The organism is Streptomyces albidoflavus, from assembly GCF_000719955.1.
In the GTDB taxonomy this organism is placed as follows: domain Bacteria; phylum Actinomycetota; class Actinomycetes; order Streptomycetales; family Streptomycetaceae; genus Streptomyces; species Streptomyces albidoflavus.
Map to the genome: position 1 here is coordinate 46,578 of NZ_JOII01000023.1, position 22,001 is coordinate 68,578.

17 protein-coding genes are annotated in these 22,001 nt (G+C 72.8%); 15 read left to right on the forward strand and 2 right to left on the reverse strand.

All coding sequences use genetic code 11. The features are described from left to right. Positions 1–12: 12 nt before the first annotated feature. From IF45_RS0121910 to IF45_RS0121930, 5 genes are all read left to right on the forward strand, one after another. Positions 13–2,178 carry a bifunctional polysaccharide deacetylase/glycosyltransferase family 2 protein gene (locus IF45_RS0121910; protein ID WP_030309069.1) on the forward strand — a complete coding sequence of 722 codons (2,166 nt, stop codon included), beginning with the start codon at positions 13–15 and terminating at the stop codon, positions 2,176–2,178. After that, entirely contained in the window at positions 2,175–3,506 is a 1,332-nt protein-coding gene (locus IF45_RS0121915) for an acyltransferase family protein (protein ID WP_015507194.1), read from the forward strand. Before IF45_RS0121910 ends, IF45_RS0121915 begins: the two co-directional genes overlap by 4 nt. Positions 3,507–3,644: 138 nt before the next feature. Further along, entirely contained in the window at positions 3,645–4,274 is a 630-nt protein-coding gene (locus IF45_RS0121920; RefSeq protein ID WP_008409209.1) for a hypothetical protein, read from the forward strand. Next, positions 4,274–5,326, forward strand: a complete 1,053-nt coding sequence (locus tag IF45_RS0121925) for a hypothetical protein (RefSeq protein WP_008409208.1) — start codon at positions 4,274–4,276, stop codon at positions 5,324–5,326. The genes IF45_RS0121920 and IF45_RS0121925 overlap by 1 nt, the downstream gene beginning before the upstream one ends. A 160-nt stretch (positions 5,327–5,486) precedes the next feature. Continuing rightward, positions 5,487–6,617, forward strand: a complete 1,131-nt coding sequence (locus IF45_RS0121930) for a uroporphyrinogen-III synthase (protein ID WP_030309070.1) — start codon at positions 5,487–5,489, stop codon at positions 6,615–6,617. Here IF45_RS0121930 and IF45_RS0121935 read toward each other — a convergent pair whose 3' ends face one another. Continuing rightward, positions 6,618–7,226 carry a GNAT family N-acetyltransferase gene (locus IF45_RS0121935; RefSeq protein WP_037638358.1) on the reverse strand — a complete coding sequence of 203 codons (609 nt, stop codon included), beginning with the start codon at positions 7,224–7,226 and terminating at the stop codon, positions 6,618–6,620. It lies immediately after the preceding gene. A 181-nt stretch (positions 7,227–7,407) separates the two neighbouring features. On the opposite strand from IF45_RS0121935, the gene IF45_RS0121940 reads away from it, so the two are divergent. From IF45_RS0121940 to IF45_RS0121955, 4 genes are all read left to right on the forward strand, one after another. Further along, on the forward strand, positions 7,408–7,995 hold the full coding sequence (locus IF45_RS0121940; protein ID WP_003950504.1) for a CGNR zinc finger domain-containing protein: 588 nt from the start codon (positions 7,408–7,410) through the stop codon (positions 7,993–7,995). A gap of 124 nt (positions 7,996–8,119) precedes the next feature. Continuing rightward, entirely contained in the window at positions 8,120–10,507 is a 2,388-nt protein-coding gene (locus IF45_RS0121945; protein WP_030309074.1) for a HelD family protein, read from the forward strand. A 499-nt stretch (positions 10,508–11,006) separates the two neighbouring features. Beyond that, positions 11,007–12,437 carry an NAD-dependent malic enzyme gene (locus IF45_RS0121950; protein WP_003950506.1) on the forward strand — a complete coding sequence of 477 codons (1,431 nt, stop codon included), beginning with the start codon at positions 11,007–11,009 and terminating at the stop codon, positions 12,435–12,437. Positions 12,438–12,843: 406 nt separating this feature from the next. Then, entirely contained in the window at positions 12,844–13,125 is a 282-nt protein-coding gene (locus IF45_RS0121955; RefSeq protein ID WP_003950507.1) for an HU family DNA-binding protein, read from the forward strand. Positions 13,126–13,426: 301 nt separating this feature from the next. Here IF45_RS0121955 and murA read toward each other — a convergent pair whose 3' ends face one another. Then, positions 13,427–14,767 carry a UDP-N-acetylglucosamine 1-carboxyvinyltransferase gene (gene murA, locus IF45_RS0121960; protein ID WP_018469724.1) on the reverse strand — a complete coding sequence of 447 codons (1,341 nt, stop codon included), beginning with the start codon at positions 14,765–14,767 and terminating at the stop codon, positions 13,427–13,429. A gap of 350 nt (positions 14,768–15,117) precedes the next feature. Between murA and IF45_RS0121965 the strand changes: the two genes are divergently transcribed. The 6 genes from IF45_RS0121965 to IF45_RS0121990 all read left to right on the forward strand — a co-directional run bounded on the left by IF45_RS0121965 (position 15,118) and on the right by IF45_RS0121990 (position 21,799). Then, positions 15,118–15,690, forward strand: coding sequence for a YqgE/AlgH family protein (locus tag IF45_RS0121965; protein ID WP_030309076.1), 573 nt, complete (start codon positions 15,118–15,120; stop codon positions 15,688–15,690). 62 nt (positions 15,691–15,752) lie between these two features. Then, entirely contained in the window at positions 15,753–16,046 is a 294-nt protein-coding gene (locus tag IF45_RS0121970) for a DUF3039 domain-containing protein (RefSeq protein ID WP_003950510.1), read from the forward strand. 991 nt (positions 16,047–17,037) lie between these two features. Next, positions 17,038–18,342: an extracellular solute-binding protein gene (locus IF45_RS0121975; RefSeq protein ID WP_003950511.1), complete on the forward strand. Its 1,305-nt coding sequence runs from the start codon at positions 17,038–17,040 to the stop codon at positions 18,340–18,342. Positions 18,343–18,373: 31 nt separating this feature from the next. Then, positions 18,374–19,330 carry a carbohydrate ABC transporter permease gene (locus IF45_RS0121980; RefSeq protein WP_003950512.1) on the forward strand — a complete coding sequence of 319 codons (957 nt, stop codon included), beginning with the start codon at positions 18,374–18,376 and terminating at the stop codon, positions 19,328–19,330. Further along, on the forward strand, positions 19,327–20,160 hold the full coding sequence (locus tag IF45_RS0121985) for a carbohydrate ABC transporter permease (protein ID WP_008404572.1): 834 nt from the start codon (positions 19,327–19,329) through the stop codon (positions 20,158–20,160). Before IF45_RS0121980 ends, IF45_RS0121985 begins: the two co-directional genes overlap by 4 nt. A gap of 1 nt (position 20,161) precedes the next feature. Further along, complete coding sequence (locus IF45_RS0121990; RefSeq protein WP_030309078.1) at positions 20,162–21,799, forward strand: beta-N-acetylhexosaminidase; 1,638 nt, start codon at positions 20,162–20,164, stop codon at positions 21,797–21,799. Positions 21,800–22,001: the final 202 nt, after the last annotated feature.

The following is a 22,001-nucleotide window of genomic DNA, read 5'->3' on the forward strand; positions in this document are numbered from 1 at the left end:
GGCCGTATCGCCATGACTTCCCGTTCCCGTGCGGCGCGGCGCCGCAGACTGCCGCTCAGGTATCTGCTGCCCTCGCTCTTCCTCGTCGCCCTCAGCGCCATGCTGATGCTCCGCGGCTACGTGCACAGCGAGATACTCGCCGACCACCGCGTCCAGCCGCCCGCCGCCACCGACCAGGTGCCGGAGGAGATCACCGAGGGCGGCCCGGTCATCGCCCAGCGCGACGGCGAGCCCGCCACCTTCTCCGTCCCCGACCACAAGCTCGTCCTCACCTTCGACGACGGCCCCGACCCGGAGTGGACCCCGAAGGTCCTCGACGTGCTCGCCGAACACGACGCGCACGGCGTCTTCTTCGTCACCGGGACGATGGCCTCCCGCCACCCCGACCTGGTGAAGCGGATGGTCGACGAGGGACACGAGCTGGGGCTGCACACCTTCAACCACCCCGACCTCTCCTTCCAGTCCAGGAGCCGCATCGACTGGGAGCTGACCCAGAACCAGCTGGCCCTGGCCGGCGCCGCCGGAGTGCGGACCTCGCTGTTCCGGCCGCCGTACTCCTCGTTCTCCAACGCCATGGACAACAAGTCCTGGCCGGTCACCGAGTACATCGGCTCGCTCGGCTACCTCACCGTCGTCAACAACACCGACAGCGAGGACTGGAAGCGCCCCGGCGCCGACGAGATCATCCGCCGCGCCACCCCGCGCGGCGGCGAGGGCGCCATCGTCCTCATGCACGACTCCGGCGGCGACCGCTCGCAGACCGTCGAGGCCCTCGACCGGTTCCTGCCCTCGCTGAAGGAGAAGGGGTACGAGTTCACCAACCTCACCGAGGCCCTGAACGCGCCCAGCGCCCACACCCCCGTCACCGGCGCCGCCCGCTGGCAGGGCGTCGCCTGGGTCACCGCGGTCGGCATCTCCGAGAACGTCACCGGGGTCCTGGTCGCCGGGCTCGCCGTCATCGGCGTCCTCGTCTTCGCCCGCTTCGGGCTGATGCTGGTGCTCTCCTTCGTCCACGCCCGCAAGGTGCGCTCGCGGAAATTCCGCTGGGGCCCGCCGGTCACCGAACCGGTCACCGTGCTGGTGCCCGCGTACAACGAGGCGAAATGCATCGTCAACACGGTCACCTCGCTGACCGCCAGTGACCATCCGGTCGAGGTCATCGTCATCGACGACGGCTCCGGCGACGGCACCGCCCGCATCGTCGAGGACTTGCGCATCCCGAACGTCCGCGTGGTCCGCCAGCAGAACGCCGGCAAGCCCGCCGCCCTCAACCGCGGCCTCGCCAACGCCAGTCACGACCTCATCGTGATGATGGACGGCGACACCGTCTTCGAGGCCGCCACCGTCCGCGAACTGGTCCAGCCCTTCGGTGACCCGAAGGTCGGCGCCGTCGCGGGCAACGCCAAGGTCGGCAACCGCGACACCCTCATCGGCGCCTGGCAGCACATCGAGTACGTGATGGGCTTCAACCTCGACCGCCGCATGTACGACGTGCTCGGCTGCATGCCGACCATCCCCGGCGCGGTCGGCGCCTTCCGCCGCAGCGCCCTGGAACGGATCGGCGGCATGAGCGAGGACACCCTCGCCGAGGACACCGACGTCACCATGGCCCTGCACCGCGACGGCTGGAAGGTCGTCTATGCGGAGAACGCCCGCGCCTGGACCGAGGCCCCCGAGTCCGTCCAGCAGCTCTGGTCCCAGCGTTACCGCTGGAGCTACGGCACCATGCAGGCCATCTGGAAGCACCGTCGCGCCCTCGTGGAGAAGGGCCCCTCCGGCCGCTTCGGCCGCGTCGGCCTGCCCCTGGTCTCCCTCTTCATGGTCCTGGCGCCGCTGCTCGCCCCCCTCATCGACGTCTTCCTCCTCTACGGCCTGGTCTTCGGCGACACCGGCAAGACCGTCCTCGCCTGGCTCGGCGTCCTCGCGATCCAGGCGGTCTGCGCCGCCTACGCCTTCCGGCTCGACAAGGAACGCATGACCCACCTCGTCTCCCTGCCGCTCCAGCAGATCCTCTACCGGCAGCTGATGTACGTCGTGCTGCTCCAGTCCTGGATCACCGCCCTCACCGGCGGCCGCCTGCGCTGGCAGAAACTCCGGCGCACCGGCGTCGTCGAGATGCCCGGCGCCGCCGCCCCGGCCGGCCGGCCCGCCGAGCCCGAGCGGAGGCCCGTCGCATGACCGAGACCCCCTGGCCCGACCGCTACCCCCAGCCCGGCGCCCCCGGCGTCCCGCAGGTCCCGGGCATGCCCGCCGCCCCGGGCCCGTACACCGCCCCCGGCCCGTACACCGCGACGGCCCCCGCGCCCGCCGCCGTCGTACCGGCCCCCGAGGAACCCCCGGCGCCCGCCGCCCCCAAGAAGCCCGGCCGCGACCGCTACCTCGACCTCCTGCGCTCCATCGCCCTGGTCCGCGTCGTGCTCTACCACATCTTCGGCTGGGCCTGGCTGACCGTCCTCTTCCCCTCCATGGGCGTCATGTTCGCCCTGGCCGGCTCCCTGATGGCCCGCTCGCTCGCCCGCCCGGCGGCCGGGGTCATCAAGAGCCGCGTCCGCCGCCTGCTCCCGCCCATGTGGGTCTTCGGCGCCCTGATGCTCGCCATGTTCGCCTACGCGGGCTGGAACCCGGGCCAGTCCGAGGGCGCCTGGGGCTGGGCCAAACTGTTCAACTACCTGGTGCCGGTCGGCGCCCCGCCCTACCCCTGGTCGATCGGCGACGCCTCCGGCCTGCTGGAGCAGACCTGGGCCGTACAGGCCGCCGGTCCCCTCTGGTACCTGCGCGCCTACCTCTGGTTCGTCCTCGCCTCCCCGCTCCTGCTCTGGGCCTTCCGGCGCGCCCCGTGGCCCACCATGCTGGCGCCGCTCGCCCTCACCGCCGTCGTCGGCACCGGCCTGGTGAAGATCCCCGGTGAACTCGGCAACGCCGTCACCGACTTCACCGTCTACGCCGGGTGCTGGATGCTGGGCTTCGCCCACCAGCAGGGGCTGCTCCGCGAGATCCCGCGCTACCTGGCCGTCTCCCTGGCCAGCCTCGTCATGGCCTTCGGCCTGTGGTGGGCCTCCGGCCACCTCGGCCCCGACGGCTGGGACCTCAACGACATCCCCCTCGCCCAGGCCACCTGGTCCTTCGGCTTCGTCACCCTCCTGCTGCTGTACTCGCCCTCCTGGCAGACCCTGCCGGGCCGGCTCGCCAAGTGGGACCCGCTCATCACGCTCTCCAACAACCGCGCGGTGACGATCTACCTCTGGCACAACCTGCTCATCATGGCGACGGTCCCGCTGATCGACCTGCTCTACCGGCTCCCCCTCATGGACGACCCGCAGTGGGGCAACGCCCTCTCCACCACCTACAGCCTGTGGATGTTCGTCCTGGTCTGGCCGCTGATCGGGCTCATGGTGCTGGCCGTCGGCTGGGTCGAGGACCTGGCCGCCAAACGCCCGCCGCGCCTGTGGCCGGACGGGACGAGGCGGGGCTCCGCCGCCAAGCCGGGGAACACCCACCGCAAGTGAACCTCGCCCGCGCGGCGTGAAGGAACCGCGTACGTCCCGTGGACCCCTTTCCGTCCGTTGGTACCGTCTTGGGATGCCCGGCCACAGGCCGGGCATCCCTTCCGTTTCCCCACGAGCAGTACGAGAAGGAGCCCCACCGTGGCCCGTCGCACCCTGCCCCTCGCGGCGCTGACCGCAGCCGCCGCCCTCACCTTGACCGCCTGCGGGGGGTCGGGGGAGCCCGACGACATCAAGGGGGCCGGGGGGTCGGCTTCGGCCGAGCCGAGTGAGCAGCCCGAGGGCTCGGACAAGGGGCGGCCCAGCTTCACGATGCCCAAGTCGTTCAAGCTGGAGTTCCGCGACTGGCGCAGCGACGACCCGAGCGAGCAGGCGATCCTCGACGACGGCCGCGAGCAGCTGCGCGCCGGCTATGCGGCGATCGGTGAAGGTGACCCCGACGCCGACTACTTCGCCTTCTACAACACGAAGGTAGGCCTGAGCGGGGGCAAGGAGTGGATCAAGAGCTACTCGGACAAGAACGTCACCGTCATCGGTGAACTGCCCGTCTACGACGCCAAGGCGGCGTTGGTCGGCAAGGGCGACAACCTGGCCTCCCTCACGTACTGCACCGACGAGAGCAAGGCGTACACCGAGAACCGGGAGACCGGGAAGAAGGTCGGCAACCCCGAAGGGACGGAGCCGACCGTCCAGTACGTCACCACGCTCCGGAAGTCGGAGGAAGGCGTCTGGCAGACCGACAACGTGAAGTCGGAACGAGGAGCATGCTGATGCGGCCGAAGACCGGTATGCCGGTGGCGGCCGCCTGCGCGATCGTCCTGCTTCTGCCGGGCAGCGCGGCGGCGTTCGGCGAGGGCGGTGAACGCGGCAGCGGCCCCTCGGGCTCGACCGACGGCAAGGGCAAGGTCTCCGCAGGCGTCTCCCAGATCCGGATCTCGCAGGTCAAGGGGGGCGGCTCGGGCAAGCAGGGCAACCTGGCGCCGATCGACGCAGACTGGGAGCCTCCCGCCTGCTGGTACGAGCCGGTCTTCACGCCCGAGGAGCTGAAGGAGTTCGTGGACCGGACCGGCGGTCACGGTGATGTCGGCATCCACCAGTCCTGGTACGGCAAGGGCCTGTGGACGGACCACTACCGCGACGGCGAGGTCCAGGACAACATGGACGACGACCGCACCGAGGCCGAGGGCTACAAGAACTACAACATCGGCAAGGACGGCAACTTCTGGCGCAGCGTCGCCCCCGACGACTCCCACCCGGACTCCTGGGACTGCGGCCGCATCATGTTCTGGGCGCCCGACAACCAGGTCCCCCAGATCCCCAACGCCCCCACCCCCCAGATGCTCGCCGAGTACGCCTACGAGCACGTCAAGGTGCCCGACACCGAGGTCGAGGTCCGGCCGCAGGCCAGGTCGACGGTCAACCTGCCGACCTGGGTCTGGCTGGACAAGGGCAAGTTCGAGGACGTGGTGGTCCGCGCCGAACTGCCCCGCACCAACCTGTACGCGGAGACGACCGCCCACCCCGTCAGCCTCACCCTGGAACCCGGCACCGAGGACGCCGAGACCTTCCCGGCCGACGGCACCTGCCGCATCAACGACGACGGCAGCATCGGCAGCCCGTACAAGAAGGGCAGCGCCGACCAGGACCCGCCGTGCGGCATCACCTACCTGCGGGCGAGCGACAAGCCGTACCAGCTCAGCGCCTCCATCACCTGGGAGATCAGCTGGGAGGGCACCGGCGGCACGGGCGGCGACCTGCCCGACGGCACCTTCGAGACGACCCAGGACATGACGGTCCAGGAGATCCAGTCCATCAACCGGTGACCGGCCGGGCCACCTGACGGTCCTGGTGTCGGCGGCGTGCGGCGGAGAGCGGGTTACGCGGACAAGGGCGGGAAGCCGGCCCCGCCGGAATGGCATCGTAAGGGGTGCTGAGTGACGGGTGACCTGGCCTACTCGCCGGGCGACGAGTGCGGGACGTGCGATGAGTGATGCGGGTGTGGGGGAGGCGTCGCCCCTGGTGGGGTTCACGGTCGGGGTGACGGCGGAGCGGCGGGCGCAGGAGCTAGGGGCGTTGCTGGTGCGGCGGGGGGCCGAGGTGGTGTACGCGCCCGCGTTGCGGGTGGTGCCGCTCGCCGACGACCGGGAGTTGCGGGAGGCCACCGAGGAGCTCGTGGCGCGCCCGCCGGAGATCGTGGTGGCCAGTACGGCGGTCGGGTTCCGGGGGTGGGTCGAGGCGGCTGAGGGGTGGGGTGTCGGCGGGGCCCTGCGGGAGGCGCTCGGCGGGGCCCGGCTGCTGGCGCGCGGGCCGAAGGTGACGGGGGCGGTGCGGGCCGCGGGGCTGCGGGAGGATTGGTCGCCCAGGTCCGAGGCGATGGAGGAGGTGCGGGAGCGGCTGCTGGCCGACGGGGTCGCGGGGCTGCGGGTGGCCGTGCAGCTGCACGGGGAGCCGGTGCCCGGGTTCGCGGAGGCGCTGCGGGCGGCCGGGGCCGAGGTGGTCGGGGTGCCTGTCTACCGGTGGCTGCCGCCCGCCGACCTCACCCCCGTCGACCGGCTCGTCGACGCGACCGTGCGGCGCACCCTGGACGCGCTCACCTTCACCAGCGCGCCCGCCGTCGTCTCGGTGCTCCGCCGGGCCGAGGCGCTGGGGCTGCGGGAGGCGCTGGTGGACGCCGTGAACGGGGACGTGGCGGTGGTCTGTGTGGGGCCGGTGACCGCGCGGCCGCTCCAGGAGGCGGGGGTGGAGCCGGTGCAGCCCGAGCGGTTCCGGCTGGGGCCGATGGTGCAGCGGCTCTGCGAGGAACTGCCCGCCCGTACCCCGGAGCTGGCCGTCGCCGGGCACCGCGTACAGCTGCGCGGCCACGCCGTGCTGGTCGACGGTGAGGCGCGGCCCGTGCCGCCCGCCCCCATGGCGCTGCTGCGGGCGCTGGCCCGGCGGCCGGGCCGGGTCGTCGCCCGCGCCGAACTGCTGCGGGCGCTGCCCGGTGCCGGGCGCGACGAGCACGCCGTGGAGTCGGCGACGGCCCGGCTGCGCACGGCGCTGGGCGCGCCGGAACTCGTCCGCACCGTGGTCAAGCGCGGCTACCGGCTCGCCGTCGACGACCCTGAGGGGTGATCAGGCGGCGGGACGCGGCCGTACGTGGACGTGGCCCGGCAGCGGGAACACCGGCGGCTGCGGCGCCAGCGTCTCGTGGTGCGGGAAGCCGGCCTTCTCGGCGACCCGGCAGGAGGGCTCGTTGTCGACCTGGTGGAGGAGTTCGAGGCGGGTCAGCGCGGGCAGGGCGGTGAACGCCCAGTCGGCGAGGGCCAGGACGGCGCGGCCCGCCAGGCCCCGGCCGCGTACCGAGGCGGTCGTCCAGTAGCCGACCTCGGCGGTGTCGGTGCGGGCCGGGCGGTCGTCGTCGTGCGGGAAGACCTTGAGGACGACGCAGCCGGCGAGCAGGCCCGTCGCCGCCGGGTCCCGTACGCCGGAGGGTGCGGGGCCGGTGCCGTCCGGGGCCTGGGCGGCCAGTTCCACGGCGAAGGAGTAGCGGCTGCCGTCCCGCGCCCCCGCCTCCTCGCGGGCCAGCCACGCCCGCGCGCCCGCCTCGTCCTCCGGCCAGGCGCGGGTGAACTGCCGCAGCAGCGGATCGCGGTAGGCGTCGATCAGCTCCCGGGCGTCGCGGGCCCGCCAGGGCCGCAGCGAGAGCCCCGGTCCTGCCGGGAGAAAGGCGGGCATGCTCACAGGCGCGTACATGGGGACAGGCTACGGGGGAAGACGTACAGGGCCGGTCAACAGGGCGGCGCCGGAGGGTGGTTGGTGCCGTCCGGCGCCCGGGGGCTTCCCCGGCGCCCAGGTGGCGGGCACGGTGGACGGGGCGGGGCCGCGGCGGGTGGCCCCGGCTCTCGGCGGGCGGAGGTGCAGGATGACGGGGCACGCGTACCGGGCAGGGGCGAGCGCACGGGTGCTGCGGTTCGACTGCGGACGGGTCTGCCTGGACCTCGCCGCCACCGCGCACCCGGTCGAGCGGCTCGACGGGCCCGACCGGCTGCGGCAGTGGCTGGCCGGCGCGGGACTCGTACCGCCCGGCACCCCGCTGGAGCGCGCCGGACCCGGCTGGCTCGCCGCCTTCCGGGACCTGCGCACCCAGATCGCCGCGGTGGTCGGCGCCGAACTCGACGGCCGCCCGCCCGGCCACGCCCTCGACCGGGTCAACGCCGTCGCCCGTAACCCGCCGCCCCCGCCGCGCGCCGTCCGCAGGGCCGACGGCACCCTCGGCCGGGGCCTGTCCGGCGACCCCGACTGCCAGGCGCTGCTGGGCGCGGTCGCCCGCGACGCGGTGGACCTGCTCACCGACCCCGGGGCCCGCGCCCTGCTCCGCCGCTGCGCCGGGCAGGACTGCCCGCTGGTCTACCTCGACACCTCGCGCGGCCGCCGGCGCCGCTGGTGCTCCGGCGAGACCTGCGGCAACCGCGAACGCGTCGCCCGCCACCGGCGCAGCCGCCGGGGCTGACCGGGGTCGTGCCATGCCCCGGGCAAGTGGAACGGAGATCTCCAATTGCGTGTGCGGCGTGCGCACGGCCCCGCCGGTCGCGTAAGTTGGACGGCTGCCCAGCGCATGTGAGAAGGGGGCGTCGGTGGCCGACGTACGCGACCGTGAGATCAGCATCGAACAGGACCACCTCGACCAGGTGTACCGGCGCCTGGAGGAGAAGATCCACGAGGCGGAGTTCCTGATGCGGGACGCGGCCCGCCGCGGCCAGGTCGGCACGCCCGGCGCGCTCGCCGAACGCGACGCCCAGGTCTTCCGGGCCGGCATCCACCTCAACCGGCTCAACAACGAGTTCGAGGACTTCCTCTTCGGCCGCATCGACCTGCTCCTCGGCAAGGACGGCGAGAAGGGCCCCGACGGCGCCTACACCTCGGTCGAACCCGCCGACGACGCGGTACGCCCCGACGGCACCGCCGACATCGCCGAGACCCTGCACATCGGCCGCATCGGCGTCCTCGACGCCGACTACGCGCCGCTGGTCATCGACTGGCGCGCGCCAGCCGCCGCGCCCTTCTACCGTTCGACGCCCGTCGAGCCCGGCCGCGTCGTGCGCCGCCGCGTCATCCGCTCCAAGGGACGCCAGGTGCTCGGCGTCGAGGACGACCTGATGCGCCCCGAACTGACGGCGCGGCTCGACGGCGAACCGCTCGCCGTGGTCGGCGACGGCGCCCTGATGGCCGCCCTCGGGCAGGCCCGCAGCCACACCATGCGCGACATCGTCGCCTCCATCCAGGCCGAGCAGGACCGCGTCATCCGCGCCCCCGCCGCCTCCGTCACCCTGGTCGAGGGCGGCCCCGGCACCGGCAAGACCGCCGTCGCCCTGCACCGCGCCGCCTACCTCCTCTACCAGGACCGGCGCCGGTACGCGGGCGGCATCCTCATCGTCTCCCCGACCCCGCTCCTCGTCTCCTACACCGAGGGCGTCCTGCCCTCCCTCGGCGAGGAGGGCCAGGTCGCCATCCGCGCCCTCGGCTCCCTGGTCGACGGCGCCGAGGCCACCGCCTACGACACCCCGGCCGCCGCCCGCGCCAAGGGCTCCGCCCGCATGGTCCAGGTGCTGCGCCGGGCCGCCCGGGGCGCCCTCGACCTCGGCACCGCCCGGCCCGCCCCGGCCGGTGAGGACGAGGAGCGGGAGGAGGTCCCCGAGGGGCAGCTCGACCTCGGCCTGCCCGCCCCCGCCGGGCCGCCCGAGCGGCTGCGCGTCGTCGCCTTCGGCCGCCGGATCGAGCTGGACGCCGCCGAACTGGGCCGCATCCGGCGCAACGCGCTCAGCGGCACCGCCCCCGTCAACCTGCTCCGGCCCCGCGCCCGCCGCCTGCTGCTCGACGCGCTGTGGGCCAGGTCGGGCGCCTCGGGCCGCCACCAGGACCCGGAACTCGCCGCCGAACTGCGCTCCGGCTTCGACGAGGACATCCTCTCCGAGGACTCCTTCACCGCCTTCCTCGACGCCTGGTGGCCCGAGCTGACCCCGCGCGCCGTGCTCGCCGCGATGGCCGACGAGAAGCGGCTGGCCCGCTGGTCGCGGAAGGTCCTCAACCAGGGCGAGGTGCGCCGCGTCGCCCGCTCGCTGGCCCGGCTCGGCCCGATGGGGGAAGGCCCGCTCTCCGTCCACGACGTGGCCCTCCTCGACGAGCTGGAGGCCGTCCTCGGCGCCCCGCCGCGCCCGCGCCGGAAGCGTGAGGCCGATCCGCTCGACCACCTCACGGGGCTTCAGGAGCTGATGCCGGTCCGCGAGGAGACCCAGTGGGAGCGGGCCGAGCGGCTGGCCCAGGAGCGCACCGAGTACACCCACGTCATCGTCGACGAGGCTCAGGACCTCACGCCGATGCAGTGGCGGATGGTCGGCCGGCGCGGCCGCCAGGCCACCTGGACCGTGGTCGGCGACCCCGCCCAGTCCTCCTGGTCCGACCCGGACGAGGCCGCCGAGGCCCGCGACGAGGCGCTCGGCCGGCGGCCCCGCCGCCGCTTCACCCTGACCGTCAACTACCGCAACCCCGCCGAGATCGCCGAACTCGCCTCCCGCGTGCTGGCCCTCGCCATGCCCGGCTCCGACTCCCCGCGCGCCGTCCGCTCCACCGGAGTCGAGCCGCGCTTCGTGGTGGCCGGGGAGCGGATGGGCGAGACGGTGCGCGCCGAGGCGGCCCGGCTGCTGGAGACGGTCGACGGCACGATCGGTGTGGTGGTCCCGATGGAGCGGCGCGAGCAGGCCGCCCGCTGGGTCGCCGGGCTCGGCGAACGGGTGGTGGCGCTCGGCTCGCTGGAGGCCAAGGGGCTGGAGTACGACGCGACGGTGGTGGTCTCCCCGGCCGAGGTGGCCGACGAGTCCCCGGCCGGGCTGCGCGTGCTGTACGTGGCGCTGACCCGGGCGACGCAGGAGCTGACGGTGGTCTCCGGGCGCCGTGACCAGCCGGACGCGGACGGCGTGCCGGACCTGCTCCGTGACGATGTGCCGGCGGAGCTGCTGGGGGAGTGAGGGGCGCCGGAGGCGGCGCGGAATCCGTTGCTCCGCAGGAGTGGACGGATCGGGGAGGTTTGTTAGCCTGGGAGACGGCACCGGCTCGATCCAAGCCCCCGGGCCCAACCATAGTCGCTTCGAGCGACCACTTGCCGCGAGGCGAGCATGGCGGGCCGGTGTCATGACTTGAGCGCGAAGGGCCCGCCTCCGTCACCGACGGAGGCGGGCCCTTCGCCGTTCGTCCCCACCGCTTTCCGCCGCCCGGCCCGTCCGTGGCCCGTCGCCCCGTTCCGGCGCCCGCCACCGGGGCCGGGGGTTCCGCGTGGAGCCGGATTCTCGTATGGTGGAATCCGTTTTCCGCCAGAGGGCTTCGAACGGGTCTCCGGCCGGGAACAAAACGTCCGTAACTCAGGCGGCTACCACGTACTGCCCGGTAGGTGCGACGATCGGACAGCACTCGCCACGCACAGAGGTGGCCGGTGTGTATGCGAACCAGGGAAAGCAGAGGAAGTCGGCCATGGCAACGGCGCCCAGCGTCTCCTACTCGATGACGGTCCGGCTGGAAGTGCCCGCCAGCGGCACCGCGGTCTCCCAGCTCACCACGGCCGTGGAGTCCCACGGCGGCTCGGTGACCGGCCTCGACGTCACCGCCTCCGGCCACGAGGCCCTCCGGATCGACGTCACCATCGCCGCGAGCTCCACCGCGCACGCCGACGAGATCGTCGAAGGCCTGCGCGGCATCGACGGCGTCGTGCTCGGCAAGGTCTCCGACCGTACGTTCCTGATGCACCTCGGCGGCAAGATCGAGATGGCGTCCAAGCACCCCATCCGCAACCGCGACGACCTCTCCATGGTCTACACGCCCGGCGTCGCCCGGGTCTGCATGGCCATCGCCGAGAACCCCGAGGACGCCCGCCGCCTCACCATCAAGCGCAACTCGGTCGCCGTGGTCACCGACGGCTCGGCCGTCCTGGGCCTCGGCAACATCGGCCCGAAGGCCGCGCTGCCGGTGATGGAGGGCAAGGCGGCGCTCTTCAAGCGGTTCGCCGGGATCGACGCCTGGCCGATCTGCCTGGACACCCAGGACAGCGACGCGATCGTCGAGATCGTCAAGGCCATCGCCCCCGGCTTCGCCGGCATCAACCTGGAGGACATCTCGGCGCCGCGCTGCTTCGAGATCGAGGCCCGGCTCCGCGAGGCGCTGGACATCCCCGTCTTCCACGACGACCAGCACGGCACCGCCATCGTCGTCCTCGCCGCGCTCACCAACGCGCTGCGCGTGGTCGGCAAGTCCATCGGCGACGTCCGGGTCGTCATGTCCGGCGCGGGCGCGGCCGGCACCGCCATCCTCAAGCTGCTGCTGGCCGCCGGGGTCAAGCACGCCGTCGTCGCCGACATCCACGGTGTCGTCCACGCCGGCCGCGACGACCTGGTCGGCGCCGAGGCGGACTCCCCGCTGCGCTGGATCGCCGACAACACCAACCCCGAGGGCGTCACCGGCACCCTCAAGGAGGCCGTGGTCGGCGCCGACGTCTTCATCGGCGTCTCCGCCCCCAACGTCCTGGACGGCGCCGACGTGGCCGCCATGGCCGAGGGCGCCATCGTCTTCGCGCTGGCCAACCCGGACCCGGAGGTCGACCCGGCGGTGGCCCGCGAGACCGCCGCCGTCGTCGCGACCGGCCGCTCGGACTTCCCCAACCAGATCAACAACGTGCTGGTCTTCCCGGGTGTCTTCCGCGGCCTGCTGGACGCCCAGTCGCACACGGTCAACACCGAGATGATGCTGGCCGCCGCCGGCGCCCTGGCCGACGTCGTCGCCGAGGACGAGGTCAACGCCAACTACATCATCCCGAGCGTCTTCAACGACAAGGTGGCCGGCGCGGTCGCCGACGCGGTCAGCAGCGCCGCCAAGGCGGTCGGCGCGGCCCCCGCCCCCAGCGCCGTCTGACACCCGCCCGGGTGCCGCCGCCCCCGCCGTACGCCTGAACGGGGGTGGCGCACGGGGGCGGCGGACCGGCGCGTCGCGGAAGAGCCCGGCCGCCCCCGCTCTAGGGTGGCGAAACGGCGCGGGAGCCGCCCTCACGGGCGGGCGCCCGGCCCTGCGGTCCGCTGCCGAGAGCGGACGGAGCGTCACGATCCGAGGCCGTGGCGCTGTCCGTGTGACTCTCACGGGTGCCGGATTGGCTTTCGCGCCGCAGGTGGGGGCAGGATGCCTCTTCGAGGGCTACGTCCAGGGTGAACCCGGGCGGAAGAGAGTCCGACGACGGACCCGGTTACAGGGCTCCTCGGGGGGCCCTGGCAGCATCGGCTTCGATCTCACGCCTCAACGGCAAGATGAACACGGGAGTACAAACATGAACCGCAGTGAGCTGGTGGCCGCCCTGGCCGACCGCGCCGAGGTGACCCGCAAGGACGCCGACGCCGTGCTGGCCGCGTTCGCCGAGGTCGTCGGCGACATCGTCTCCAAGGGCGACGAGAAGGTCACCATCCCCGGTTTCCTGACCTTCGAGCGCACCCACCGTGCCGCTCGCACCGCCCGCAACCCGCAGACCGGCGAGCCGATCCAGATTCCGGCCGGCTACAGCGTCAAGGTCTCCGCGGGCTCCAAGCTCAAGGAAGCCGCCAAGGGCAAGTAAGGCCCGAAGGGCGCGCCAGCCGGCCGCCGCACCGCCCCAGCGGCGGAGAGCGGCAGCCCGTGGACCGCGCGCCGCAGGGACAGCGAAGGGGGGCGGCCACCCGCAGTGGGTGGCCGCCCCCCTTCGGCGTGCCCGGACCCCGGCAGGGCTCTGAGCAGGGCCGTACGCCCGTTCAGGGCCACGCGGCGACCGGGGCGGGGCCCGGACACCCGCAGCCCCCGCACAGCGCTGAGGCGGCCGTACGCGCCTGCGTACGGCCGCCTCAGCGCTGGTCAGCGGGGCCGGAGCACCGGCCCGGGGGTCAGCCCAGGGCCTTGCCCGGCAGCTCGACCTTGCCGCCCAGCTCGACCAGCTTGTCGAGGAAGTTCTCGTAACCCCGGTTGATCAGGTCGATGCCGTGCACCCGGGAGGTGCCCTGCGCGGCCAGTGCCGCGATCAGGTACGAGAAGCCGCCGCGCAGGTCGGGGATGACCAGGTCGGCGCCCTGGAGGCGGGTCGGGCCGGAGACGACCGCCGAGTGCAGGAAGTTCCGCTGGCCGAAGCGGCAGTCCGAGCCGCCCAGGCACTCGCGGTACAGCTGGATGTGGGCACCCATCTGGTTGAGCGCGGAGGTGAAGCCGAGCCGCGACTCGTAGACCGTCTCGTGGATGATCGACAGGCCGGTGGCCTGGGTCAGCGCCACCACCAGCGGCTGCTGCCAGTCGGTCTGGAAGCCGGGGTGCACGTCCGTCTCCAGCGCGATGGCGTTGAGCTGGCCGCCCGGGTGCCAGAAGCGGATGCCCTCGTCGTCGATCTCGAAGGCGCCGCCGACCTTGCGGTAGGTGTTGAGGAAGGTCATCATCGAGCGCTGCTGGGCGCCGCGCACGTAGATGTTGCCCTCGGTGGCCAGCGCGGCCGACGCCCAGGAGGCCGCCTCCAGGCGGTCCGGGAGCGCCCGGTGGCGGTAGCCGCCGAGCTTGTCGACACCGGTCACCCGGATGGTCCGGTCGGTGTCCATCGCGATGATGGCACCCATCTTCTGGAGGACGCAGATCAGGTCCTCGATCTCCGGCTCCACCGCCGCGTTGGACAGCTCGGTGACGCCCTCCGCGAGCACCGCGGTCAGCAGCACCTGCTCGGTCGCGCCGACCGAGGGGTACGGCAGCTCGATCTTGGTGCCGCGCAGCCGCTGCGGGGCCTCCAGGTACTGGCCGTCCGCGCGCTTCTCGATCTTCGCGCCGAACTGCCGCAGCACCTCGAAGTGGAAGTCGATCGGCCGGCCGCCGATGTCGCAGCCGCCGAGCCCCGGGATGAAGGCGTGGCCGAGCCGGTGCAGCAGCGGGCCGCAGAAGAGGATGGGGATGCGCGAGGAGCCGGCGTGCGCGTCGATGTCCGCGACGTTGGCGCTCTCCACGTGCGACGGGTCCATGACCAGCTCGCCCGGCTCGTCACCGGGGCGCACGGTCACGCCGTGCAGCTGGAGCAGACCGCGGACCACCCGGACGTCGCGGATGTCGGGGACGTTGCCCAGCCGGCTCGGGGCGCTGCCGAGCAGCGCGGCGACCATCGCCTTGGGCACGAGGTTCTTCGCGCCACGGACCCGGATCTCGCCCTCCAGCGGGGTTCCGCCGTGGACCAGCAGTACATCGTCGTTGACGGTCATGAATCTCGCGTTCCGATGAAAGGGGCAGGGCCGTGCCCGGCACGCGGCGCTCGCCCGCCGAGGACCGGGCCCGGGCACGCGTGATCCGCCCCGGGCGCCGCTCCTCGGCGGGCGGACACCGCCTGCCACGGCACCAGGCAAGCGTAATGGCCCGCCACCCCCCTTGAGTAAGGCCGAGGGGTGCCCGGAAGCGTCATGAATTCGCCACAACACGTACGGTTCGGAACCGGTCGCGGACGGTCACCGGCCCGCGTGCGCGCCCACCGCGCCTCCGTGCGCCCTGAGCTGCGCACCCACGGATGGCGCGGAGCGCTCCCCGCGCGCACCCCCCATGCGGGATCATGGGCGACATGACCGAGGTGTCCTCGCTCACAGGGCGACTGCTCGTGGCCACCCCCGCACTCGCCGACCCGCATTTCGACCGGGCGGTGGTCCTCCTCCTCGACCACGACGCCGAGGGGTCCCTCGGCGTGGTCCTCAACCGGCCCACCCCGGTCGGGGTCGGCGACATCCTGGAGGGGTGGGGCGAGCTGGCGGGCGACCCCGGCGTCGTCTTCCAGGGCGGGCCCGTCTCCCTCGACTCCGCCCTCGGCGTCGCCGTCATCCCCGGCGGACCCGGCTGCACGGACCCGCCGCTCGGCTGGCGCCCGGTGCACGGCGCGATCGGCCTCGTCGACCTGGAGGCCCCGCCCGAACTCCTCGCCGCCGCCCTCGGCTCCCTGCGGATCTTCGCCGGGTACGCGGGCTGGGGCCCCGGCCAGCTGGAGGAGGAGCTGGTCCAAGGCGCCTGGTACGTCGTGGAGTCCGAGCCCGGGGACATCTCCGCCCCCCGCCCCGAGGGTCTGTGGCGGGCGGTCCTGCGCCGCCAGCGCAGCGAGCTGGCGATGATCGCGACCTACCCCGACGACCCCTCGCTGAACTGACCCGCCCCCACGCGGCGGGCGCCAGCCCGGGGACGCGCCGGGGCTGGGTACCCTTGGACTCCATGAGCACTCTTGAGCCCGAGCGCGGGGCAGGTACGGGGACCCTCGTAGAGCCGACGCCGCAGACCTCCAGCGGCGACGGCGACCACGAGCGCTACGCCCATTACGTCCAGAAGGACAAGATCATGGCCAGTGCCCTCGACGGCACTCCCGTGGTCGCCCTCTGCGGCAAGGTCTGGGTCCCCGGGCGGGACCCCAAGAAGTACCCGGTGTGTCCGATGTGCAAGGAGATCTACGAGTCCATGGGCCCGGGCGGCGACAAGGGCAAGGGCGGCGGGGACAAGGACAAGAAGTAGGGCCGCCCTTTCACCGGGCCCCTCTGCACGTCCTCGACCCCTTTCCCGTATCCCTTTCCCCATCTCCCCATCCCTGCTCTGCCCGCGCGGACTCGGCCCCCGGGGCGCCCCTTACGGGGGGTGCTGCCGGGGGCTTTTTGCTGGGCTGGGGTGGGGTGGCCTCAAGCGCCGGCCGGGCTCAGTGGCCTCAAGCGCCGGCCGGGCTGATTTTGGCCTCACGCGCCGGCCGGGCTGGAATTGGGCTGGGGTGGGGTGTCCGGCTGTCGACCCGAAGCCCGGCCGGCGACTGAGGCCGTCGGTGAGCCGCGCTCTGTGGCGGAGTTCGGCTGGCGATTCCTCAAGCCGGGCCGGCGTTTGAGGCCACCGAGCCGGGCCGGCGTTTGAGGCCATCTGTGACGCGCGCCTTGCGGCGGCCGGTCCGGCCGCGTCGCTCCTGACCGGGCCTCACCCTTCTAGCCCGGCCGGCGCTTGAGGCCGTCTTTGACGTGCGCGTAGGCGCCGGAGCCCAGCGGGGTCATTCCTAGCCCGGCCGGCGCTTGAGGCCATCTGTGACGCGGGCGCGGGTGTCGGAGCGCAGCCGGATCGCTCCCAGCCCGGCCGGCGTTTGAGGCCATCTTCAGGCCGCGTGGCGGCGGGGTCGGGCCGCCCCCTTCTCGCAGCCCGGCCGGCGCTTGAGGCCACCTCGCCGGCCCCGCCCAGGAGGCGCCCGAAGGGCCCCCGGCCCGGCCGCCAGGCCGAGTTCGTTCGTGCCGCGGCCGGAAGCGGCTCAAGCCCCATGTGCCCGCGAGGGCCGGACCGGGGGCGCCCCCCGGGTGAACGCCCGCACAGCGCACCCCAGTTGAGAGCGGGAGCTCAACTCCCCCCACCCCCCTGACCCCCTACTGACGAGTCCCCCCTTGTCGGGCGGCGACAGCCGCCCTACGCTCCTGCTGTTGTGCAGCGCGAAACAAGCGTTGCAGAGAATGCAACGTGCCTATGTGAGGGACCCCGGATGAAGCTCCTGCCCCGCCTGGCCGCCCCCGTGGCGGCCCTCGTCCTCGCCGGACTCACCGCCACCGCCTGTGCCCCGCAGACCTCCGACACCTCCTCCGGCAAGGACGAGAAGACCGGGGACCTCAGGGTCTGGCTCTTCCAGGAGGTCAACAACGGCCCGAAGGCCAAGGTGGTCGACCGGGCCGTGGCCGCCTACGAGAAGGCCCACCAGGGCAGCAAGGTCGACGTCCAGTACATCCCCGTCGACTCCCGGGCCGAGAAGATCAAGGCCGCCTTCAACGACCCGAGCAGCGCCCCGGACGTCATCGAGTACGGCAACACCGACACCGCGGGGTACGTCCGCGACGGCGGACTCGCCGACATCAGCGAGGAGTTCGCGGCCTGGGACGAGGCCGCCGACACCGACGAGGCGGCCCGCGCCTCGGTCACCGTGGACGGCAAGACGTACGGCGCCCCCTACTTCGTCGGCGTCCGCGCCCTGTACTACCGCACCGACCTCTTCGAGAAGCACTCCGTCGCGGTGCCCGAGACCCTGGACGAGGTGGCGGCCGCGGCGAAGAAGATCCGTAAGGCCGAGCCGGGGCTGTACGGCATCGCGGTCGGCGGCGCGTACACCTACGGCGCCATGCCCTTCCTCTGGGCGCACGGCGGCGGCCTCGCCGAGGAGAAGGACGGTGTGTACACCTCGACGCTGGCCGACAAGAAGTCGCAGGCCGGGATCGCGGCGTACACCGACCTCTTCGGCCCGGACAACTGCCCGGCCGCCAAGTGCGCGCAGATGGGCGGCAACGACACCGTGACGGCGTTCGCGGCCGGGAAGGCCGGCATGGCGATCGGCGGCGACTTCAGCCACCAGGCGATGGAGGACGGCAAGGTCAAGGGCAAGTACGCGGTCGTCCCGCTGCCCGGCACCGAGAAGGGCGAGATCGCCCCGGCCTTCGCCGGTGGCAACAACCTCGGCGTCCTCAAGTCGACCGAGCGCCGCTCCCTCGCCGTCGACCTGGTCAAGGAACTGGCCGGGAAGAAGGCGCAGAGCGAGCTGTTCGACGCCATGGGCTTCCTGCCGACCTTCACCGACACCCGCGCCGAGGCCGCCGCCGAGGAGCCCTTCGTCAAGCCCTTCGTGCAGACCCTCGACGCCGGAGCGACCTTCGTGCCCGCCTCCCCGGCCTGGGCGCGGATCGACTCCTCGCTGGTGCTGCCGACGATGTTCCAGGAGATCGTCAGCGGCCGGAAGGACGTGGCCGCAGCCTCCCGCGACGCGGCCAAGAAGATGGACGACGCCTTCGCGAGCGCGGGCTGACGCCCCCGCGTACCGGAAGAACGGCACCACCGTGACCCAGACCCTGACCGCCCCGGCCACCCCGCCCGTCCGCAAGGGCGGCGGGGGCGCCCGGCCCCCGAGATCCGGTTCCCGCCGCCCCGGCTGGACGCCCTGGCTCTACCTCGCCCCCGCCCTGGTCGTCCTCGCCGGCCTGCTGGTCTACCCCGTCTACCAGCTCGGCCTGATATCCGTCCTGGAGTACACCCAGGCCCAGGTCAGCGGCGGCGAGCCGACCTCGTTCCAGGGGCTCGGCAACTACCGGCAGCTCTTCACCGACCCGCAGTTCTGGCAGGTCCTGACCGCCACCGTGGTCTTCGCGGCGCTCTGCGTCCTCTCCACGCTCTTCGTCGGCTGCGCCTTCGCCGTCCTGCTGACCCGCATCCGCGCCCTGCCCCGCCTGGCCCTGCTCATCGCCTCGCTCGGCGCCTGGGCCACCCCGGCCATCACCGGCTCCACGGTCTGGATGTTCCTCTTCGACGCCGACTTCGGCCCGGTCAACCGGCTCCTCGGCCTCGGCGACTTCTCCTGGACGTACGGCCGCTACAGCGCCTTCGCCCTGGTCCTGCTCGAAGTGGTCTGGTGCTCCTTCCCGTTCGTGATGGTCACCGTCTACGCGGGCATCCGCGCCGTCCCCACCGAGGTCCTGGAGGCCGCCTCGCTGGACGGCGCCTCGCAGTGGCGCGTCTGGCGCTCGGTCCTCGCCCCGATGCTCCGCCCGATCCTCCTGGTCGTCACCATCCAGTCGGTGATCTGGGACTTCAAGATCTTCACCCAGATCTACGTCATGACGGACGGCGGCGGCATCGCCGGCCAGAACCTCGTCCTCAACGTCTACGCCTACCAGCAGGCGTTCGCCTCCTCGGAGTACAGCCTCGGCGCCGCCATCGGCGTCGTCATGCTCCTCATCCTGCTCGCCGTCACCCTCGTGTACCTCCGGCTGATGCGACGCCAGGGAGAAGAACTGTGAAGCTCGTCCACCGCCCCTGGCGCCTGGCCGCCGAGGCGTTCGCGTTGCTGGCCGCCGTCGTCGTGGCGTTTCCGCTGTACTGGATGGTGCTGTCGGCGTTCAAGCCGGCCGGGGAGATCCAGTCGGACACGCCGCGGCCCTGGACGCTGGCGCCCTCGCTCGACTCGTTCCGGCGGGTGTTCCAGCAGGAGGAATTCGGGCGCTACTTCCTCAACAGCCTTTTCGTGGCGGGGAGTGTGGTGGTGCTCTCGGCGCTGATCGCGTTCCTCGCGGCGACGGCCGTGACGCGGTTCAAGTTCCGGTTCCGGACCACGCTGCTCATCATGTTCCTGGTGGCGCAGATGGTGCCGGTCGAGGCGCTCACCATTCCGCTCTTCTTCCAGATGCGGGACTTCGGGCTGCTGAACACGCTCGGCGCGCTGATCCTGCCGCATCTCGCGTTTTCGCTGCCGTTCGCCATCTGGATGCTGCGGGGATTCGTGAAGGCCGTTCCCGAGGCGCTGGAGGAGGCCGCGCTCATCGACGGCGCGAGCCGTACCCGCTTTCTCTGGCAGATCCTTTTCCCGCTGGTCTTCCCGGGCCTGGTGGCGACGAGTGTGTTCTCCTTCATCAGCACCTGGAACGACTTCCTCTTCGCCAAGTCCTTCATCATCAGCGACACCTCCCAGTCGACACTCCCGATGGCGCTGCTGCTCTTCTTCAAGCCCGAGGAGAACGACTGGGGCGGCATCATGGCCGCGTCCACCGTCATGACCGTTCCCGTCCTCGTCTTCTTCGTACTCGTTCAGCGCCGCCTGGTCTCCGGACTCGGCGGCGCGGTCAAGGACTGACGTGCACCACCTCATCCCCGCCCCCCGTCACCACCGCCCCGAGAGCGGCCCCGAGACCCGGCTCACCCTCGGCCCCGACACCGCCCTGCGCACCGGCGAGGGCACCGGCACGGCCGCGCGCTGGCTGCGTACCACCGTGGGCGCCGCCACCGGGCTCGCCCTGCCCGAGGCCGCCGCCGAGAACCCCGGACCCGTCGTCGACCTGCGGATCACGGGGGAGGCGGGCGGGCTGGGCGCCGAGGCGTACCGGCTCACCGTCTCCGCCGAGGGGGTGCTGATCGAGGGCGGTGACGCGGCCGGAGTCTTCTGGGGCGCGCAGACCCTGCGTCAGCTGCTGGGGCCCGACGCGTTCCGGCGGGCGCCGCTCAACCCGGGGCGGGCCTGGCAGCTCGGCCACGTGAGGATCGAGGACGCGCCGCGGTTCGCCTGGCGCGGCATGATGCTCGACGTGGCCCGGCACTTCATGCCGAAGGACGGGGTGCTGCGCCATCTCGACCTGCTCGCCGCGCACAAACTCAACGTCTTCCACTTCCATCTCACCGACGACCAGGGCTGGCGCGTCGACATCCGCCGCCACCCCGAACTCGTCCGCACCGGCAGCTGGCGGCCGCGCAGCAAATGGGGGCACCGCGCCTCCGAGTTGTGGAACGACACCCCGCACGGTGGCTACTACACCCACGACGACATCCGCGAGATCGTCGCCTACGCCGCCGAACGCCACATCACCGTCGTCCCCGAGATCGAGATTCCGGGCCACTCGCAGGCCGCCATCGCCGCCTATCCGGAACTCGGCAACACCGATGTGACGGACACCGCGAGCCTCGGCGTCTGGGACACCTGGGGCATCAATCCGCACGCGCTGGCGCCGACCGAGGACACCCTGCGTTTCTACGAAGGGGTCTTCGAGGAAGTCCTGGAACTCTTCCCGTCCCGCTTCATCCACGTCGGCGGCGACGAATGCGAGAAGGACGAATGGAGGCGTTCGCCGGCGGCGCAGGCGCGCATCGCCGAACTGGGTGTGGGTGACGAGGACGGCCTCCAGTCCTGGTTCATCCGGCACTTCGACCGCTGGCTCGGCGCGCGGGGGCGCCGCCTCGTCGGCTGGGACGAGATCCTGGAGGGCGGCCTCGCCGAGGGCGCCACCGTCTCCTCCTGGCGCGGCTACGCCGGGGGCATCGCCGCCGCCCGCGCGGGCCACGACGTCATCATGTGCCCCGAGCAGCAGGTCTACCTGAACTACCGGGAGGACGGCGGGCCCGACGAGCCGGTGCCGATCGGCTACGTCCGCACCCTGGAGGACGTCTACCGCTTCGAGCCCGTCCCGCCGGAGCTGACGGGGGCCGAGGCCGCGCACGTCATCGGCGTCCAGGCCAACGTCTGGACCGAGGTGCTGGAGAACCAGGACCGCGTCGACTACCAGCTCTACCCGCGCCTCGCCGCCCTCGCCGAGGTCGCCTGGTCGCCGCTGCCCGCCTCCGAGGAGCGGGACTTCGCCGGCTTCGACGTCCGGATGGAGACCCACTTCCGCCGCCTCGACGCCCTCGGCGTCGCCTACCGCCCGCCGTCCGGCCCGCACCCCTGGCAGCGCCGCCCCGGCGTCCTGGGCCGCCCGTTCGAGGGCGCGCCGCAGCCGGGCTGAGCCGGACCGGAACGCCGTGCGGTGCCCCGGCCGGCACCGCACGGCCCGGCGCGCTCCGGGGAGTGGGAGCGGCTCTCGCCGGTTGCCCGCGCGCCCCCGGCGTGCGCCCCCTCGATCGCGGAACCGGGGCGCCTCTCCGCAGCCCGCACAAAACGGCGAAACCCCTTACGTGGTGGCCAGAAAGGGCAAAACTCCCCTAGCG

Excerpts from the sequence above, each read along its gene's own strand:
- IF45_RS0121910 (WP_030309069.1), top strand. The coding sequence starts at position 13 with ATGACTTCCCGTTCCCGTGCGGCGCGGCGCCGCAGACTGCCGCTCAGG.
- IF45_RS0121915 (WP_015507194.1), top strand. The coding sequence starts at position 2,175 with ATGACCGAGACCCCCTGGCCCGACCGCTACCCCCAGCCCGGCGCCCCC.
- IF45_RS0121925 (WP_008409208.1), top strand. The coding sequence starts at position 4,274 with ATGCGGCCGAAGACCGGTATGCCGGTGGCGGCCGCCTGCGCGATCGTC.
- IF45_RS0121930 (WP_030309070.1), top strand. The coding sequence starts at position 5,487 with ATGAGTGATGCGGGTGTGGGGGAGGCGTCGCCCCTGGTGGGGTTCACG.
- IF45_RS0121940 (WP_003950504.1), top strand. The coding sequence starts at position 7,408 with ATGACGGGGCACGCGTACCGGGCAGGGGCGAGCGCACGGGTGCTGCGG.
- IF45_RS0121950 (WP_003950506.1), top strand. The coding sequence starts at position 11,007 with ATGGCAACGGCGCCCAGCGTCTCCTACTCGATGACGGTCCGGCTGGAA.
- IF45_RS0121955 (WP_003950507.1), top strand. The coding sequence starts at position 12,844 with ATGAACCGCAGTGAGCTGGTGGCCGCCCTGGCCGACCGCGCCGAGGTG.
- murA (WP_018469724.1), bottom strand. The coding sequence starts at position 14,767 with ATGACCGTCAACGACGATGTACTGCTGGTCCACGGCGGAACCCCGCTG.
- IF45_RS0121965 (WP_030309076.1), top strand. The coding sequence starts at position 15,118 with ATGACCGAGGTGTCCTCGCTCACAGGGCGACTGCTCGTGGCCACCCCC.
- IF45_RS0121970 (WP_003950510.1), top strand. The coding sequence starts at position 15,753 with ATGAGCACTCTTGAGCCCGAGCGCGGGGCAGGTACGGGGACCCTCGTA.
- IF45_RS0121975 (WP_003950511.1), top strand. The coding sequence starts at position 17,038 with ATGAAGCTCCTGCCCCGCCTGGCCGCCCCCGTGGCGGCCCTCGTCCTC.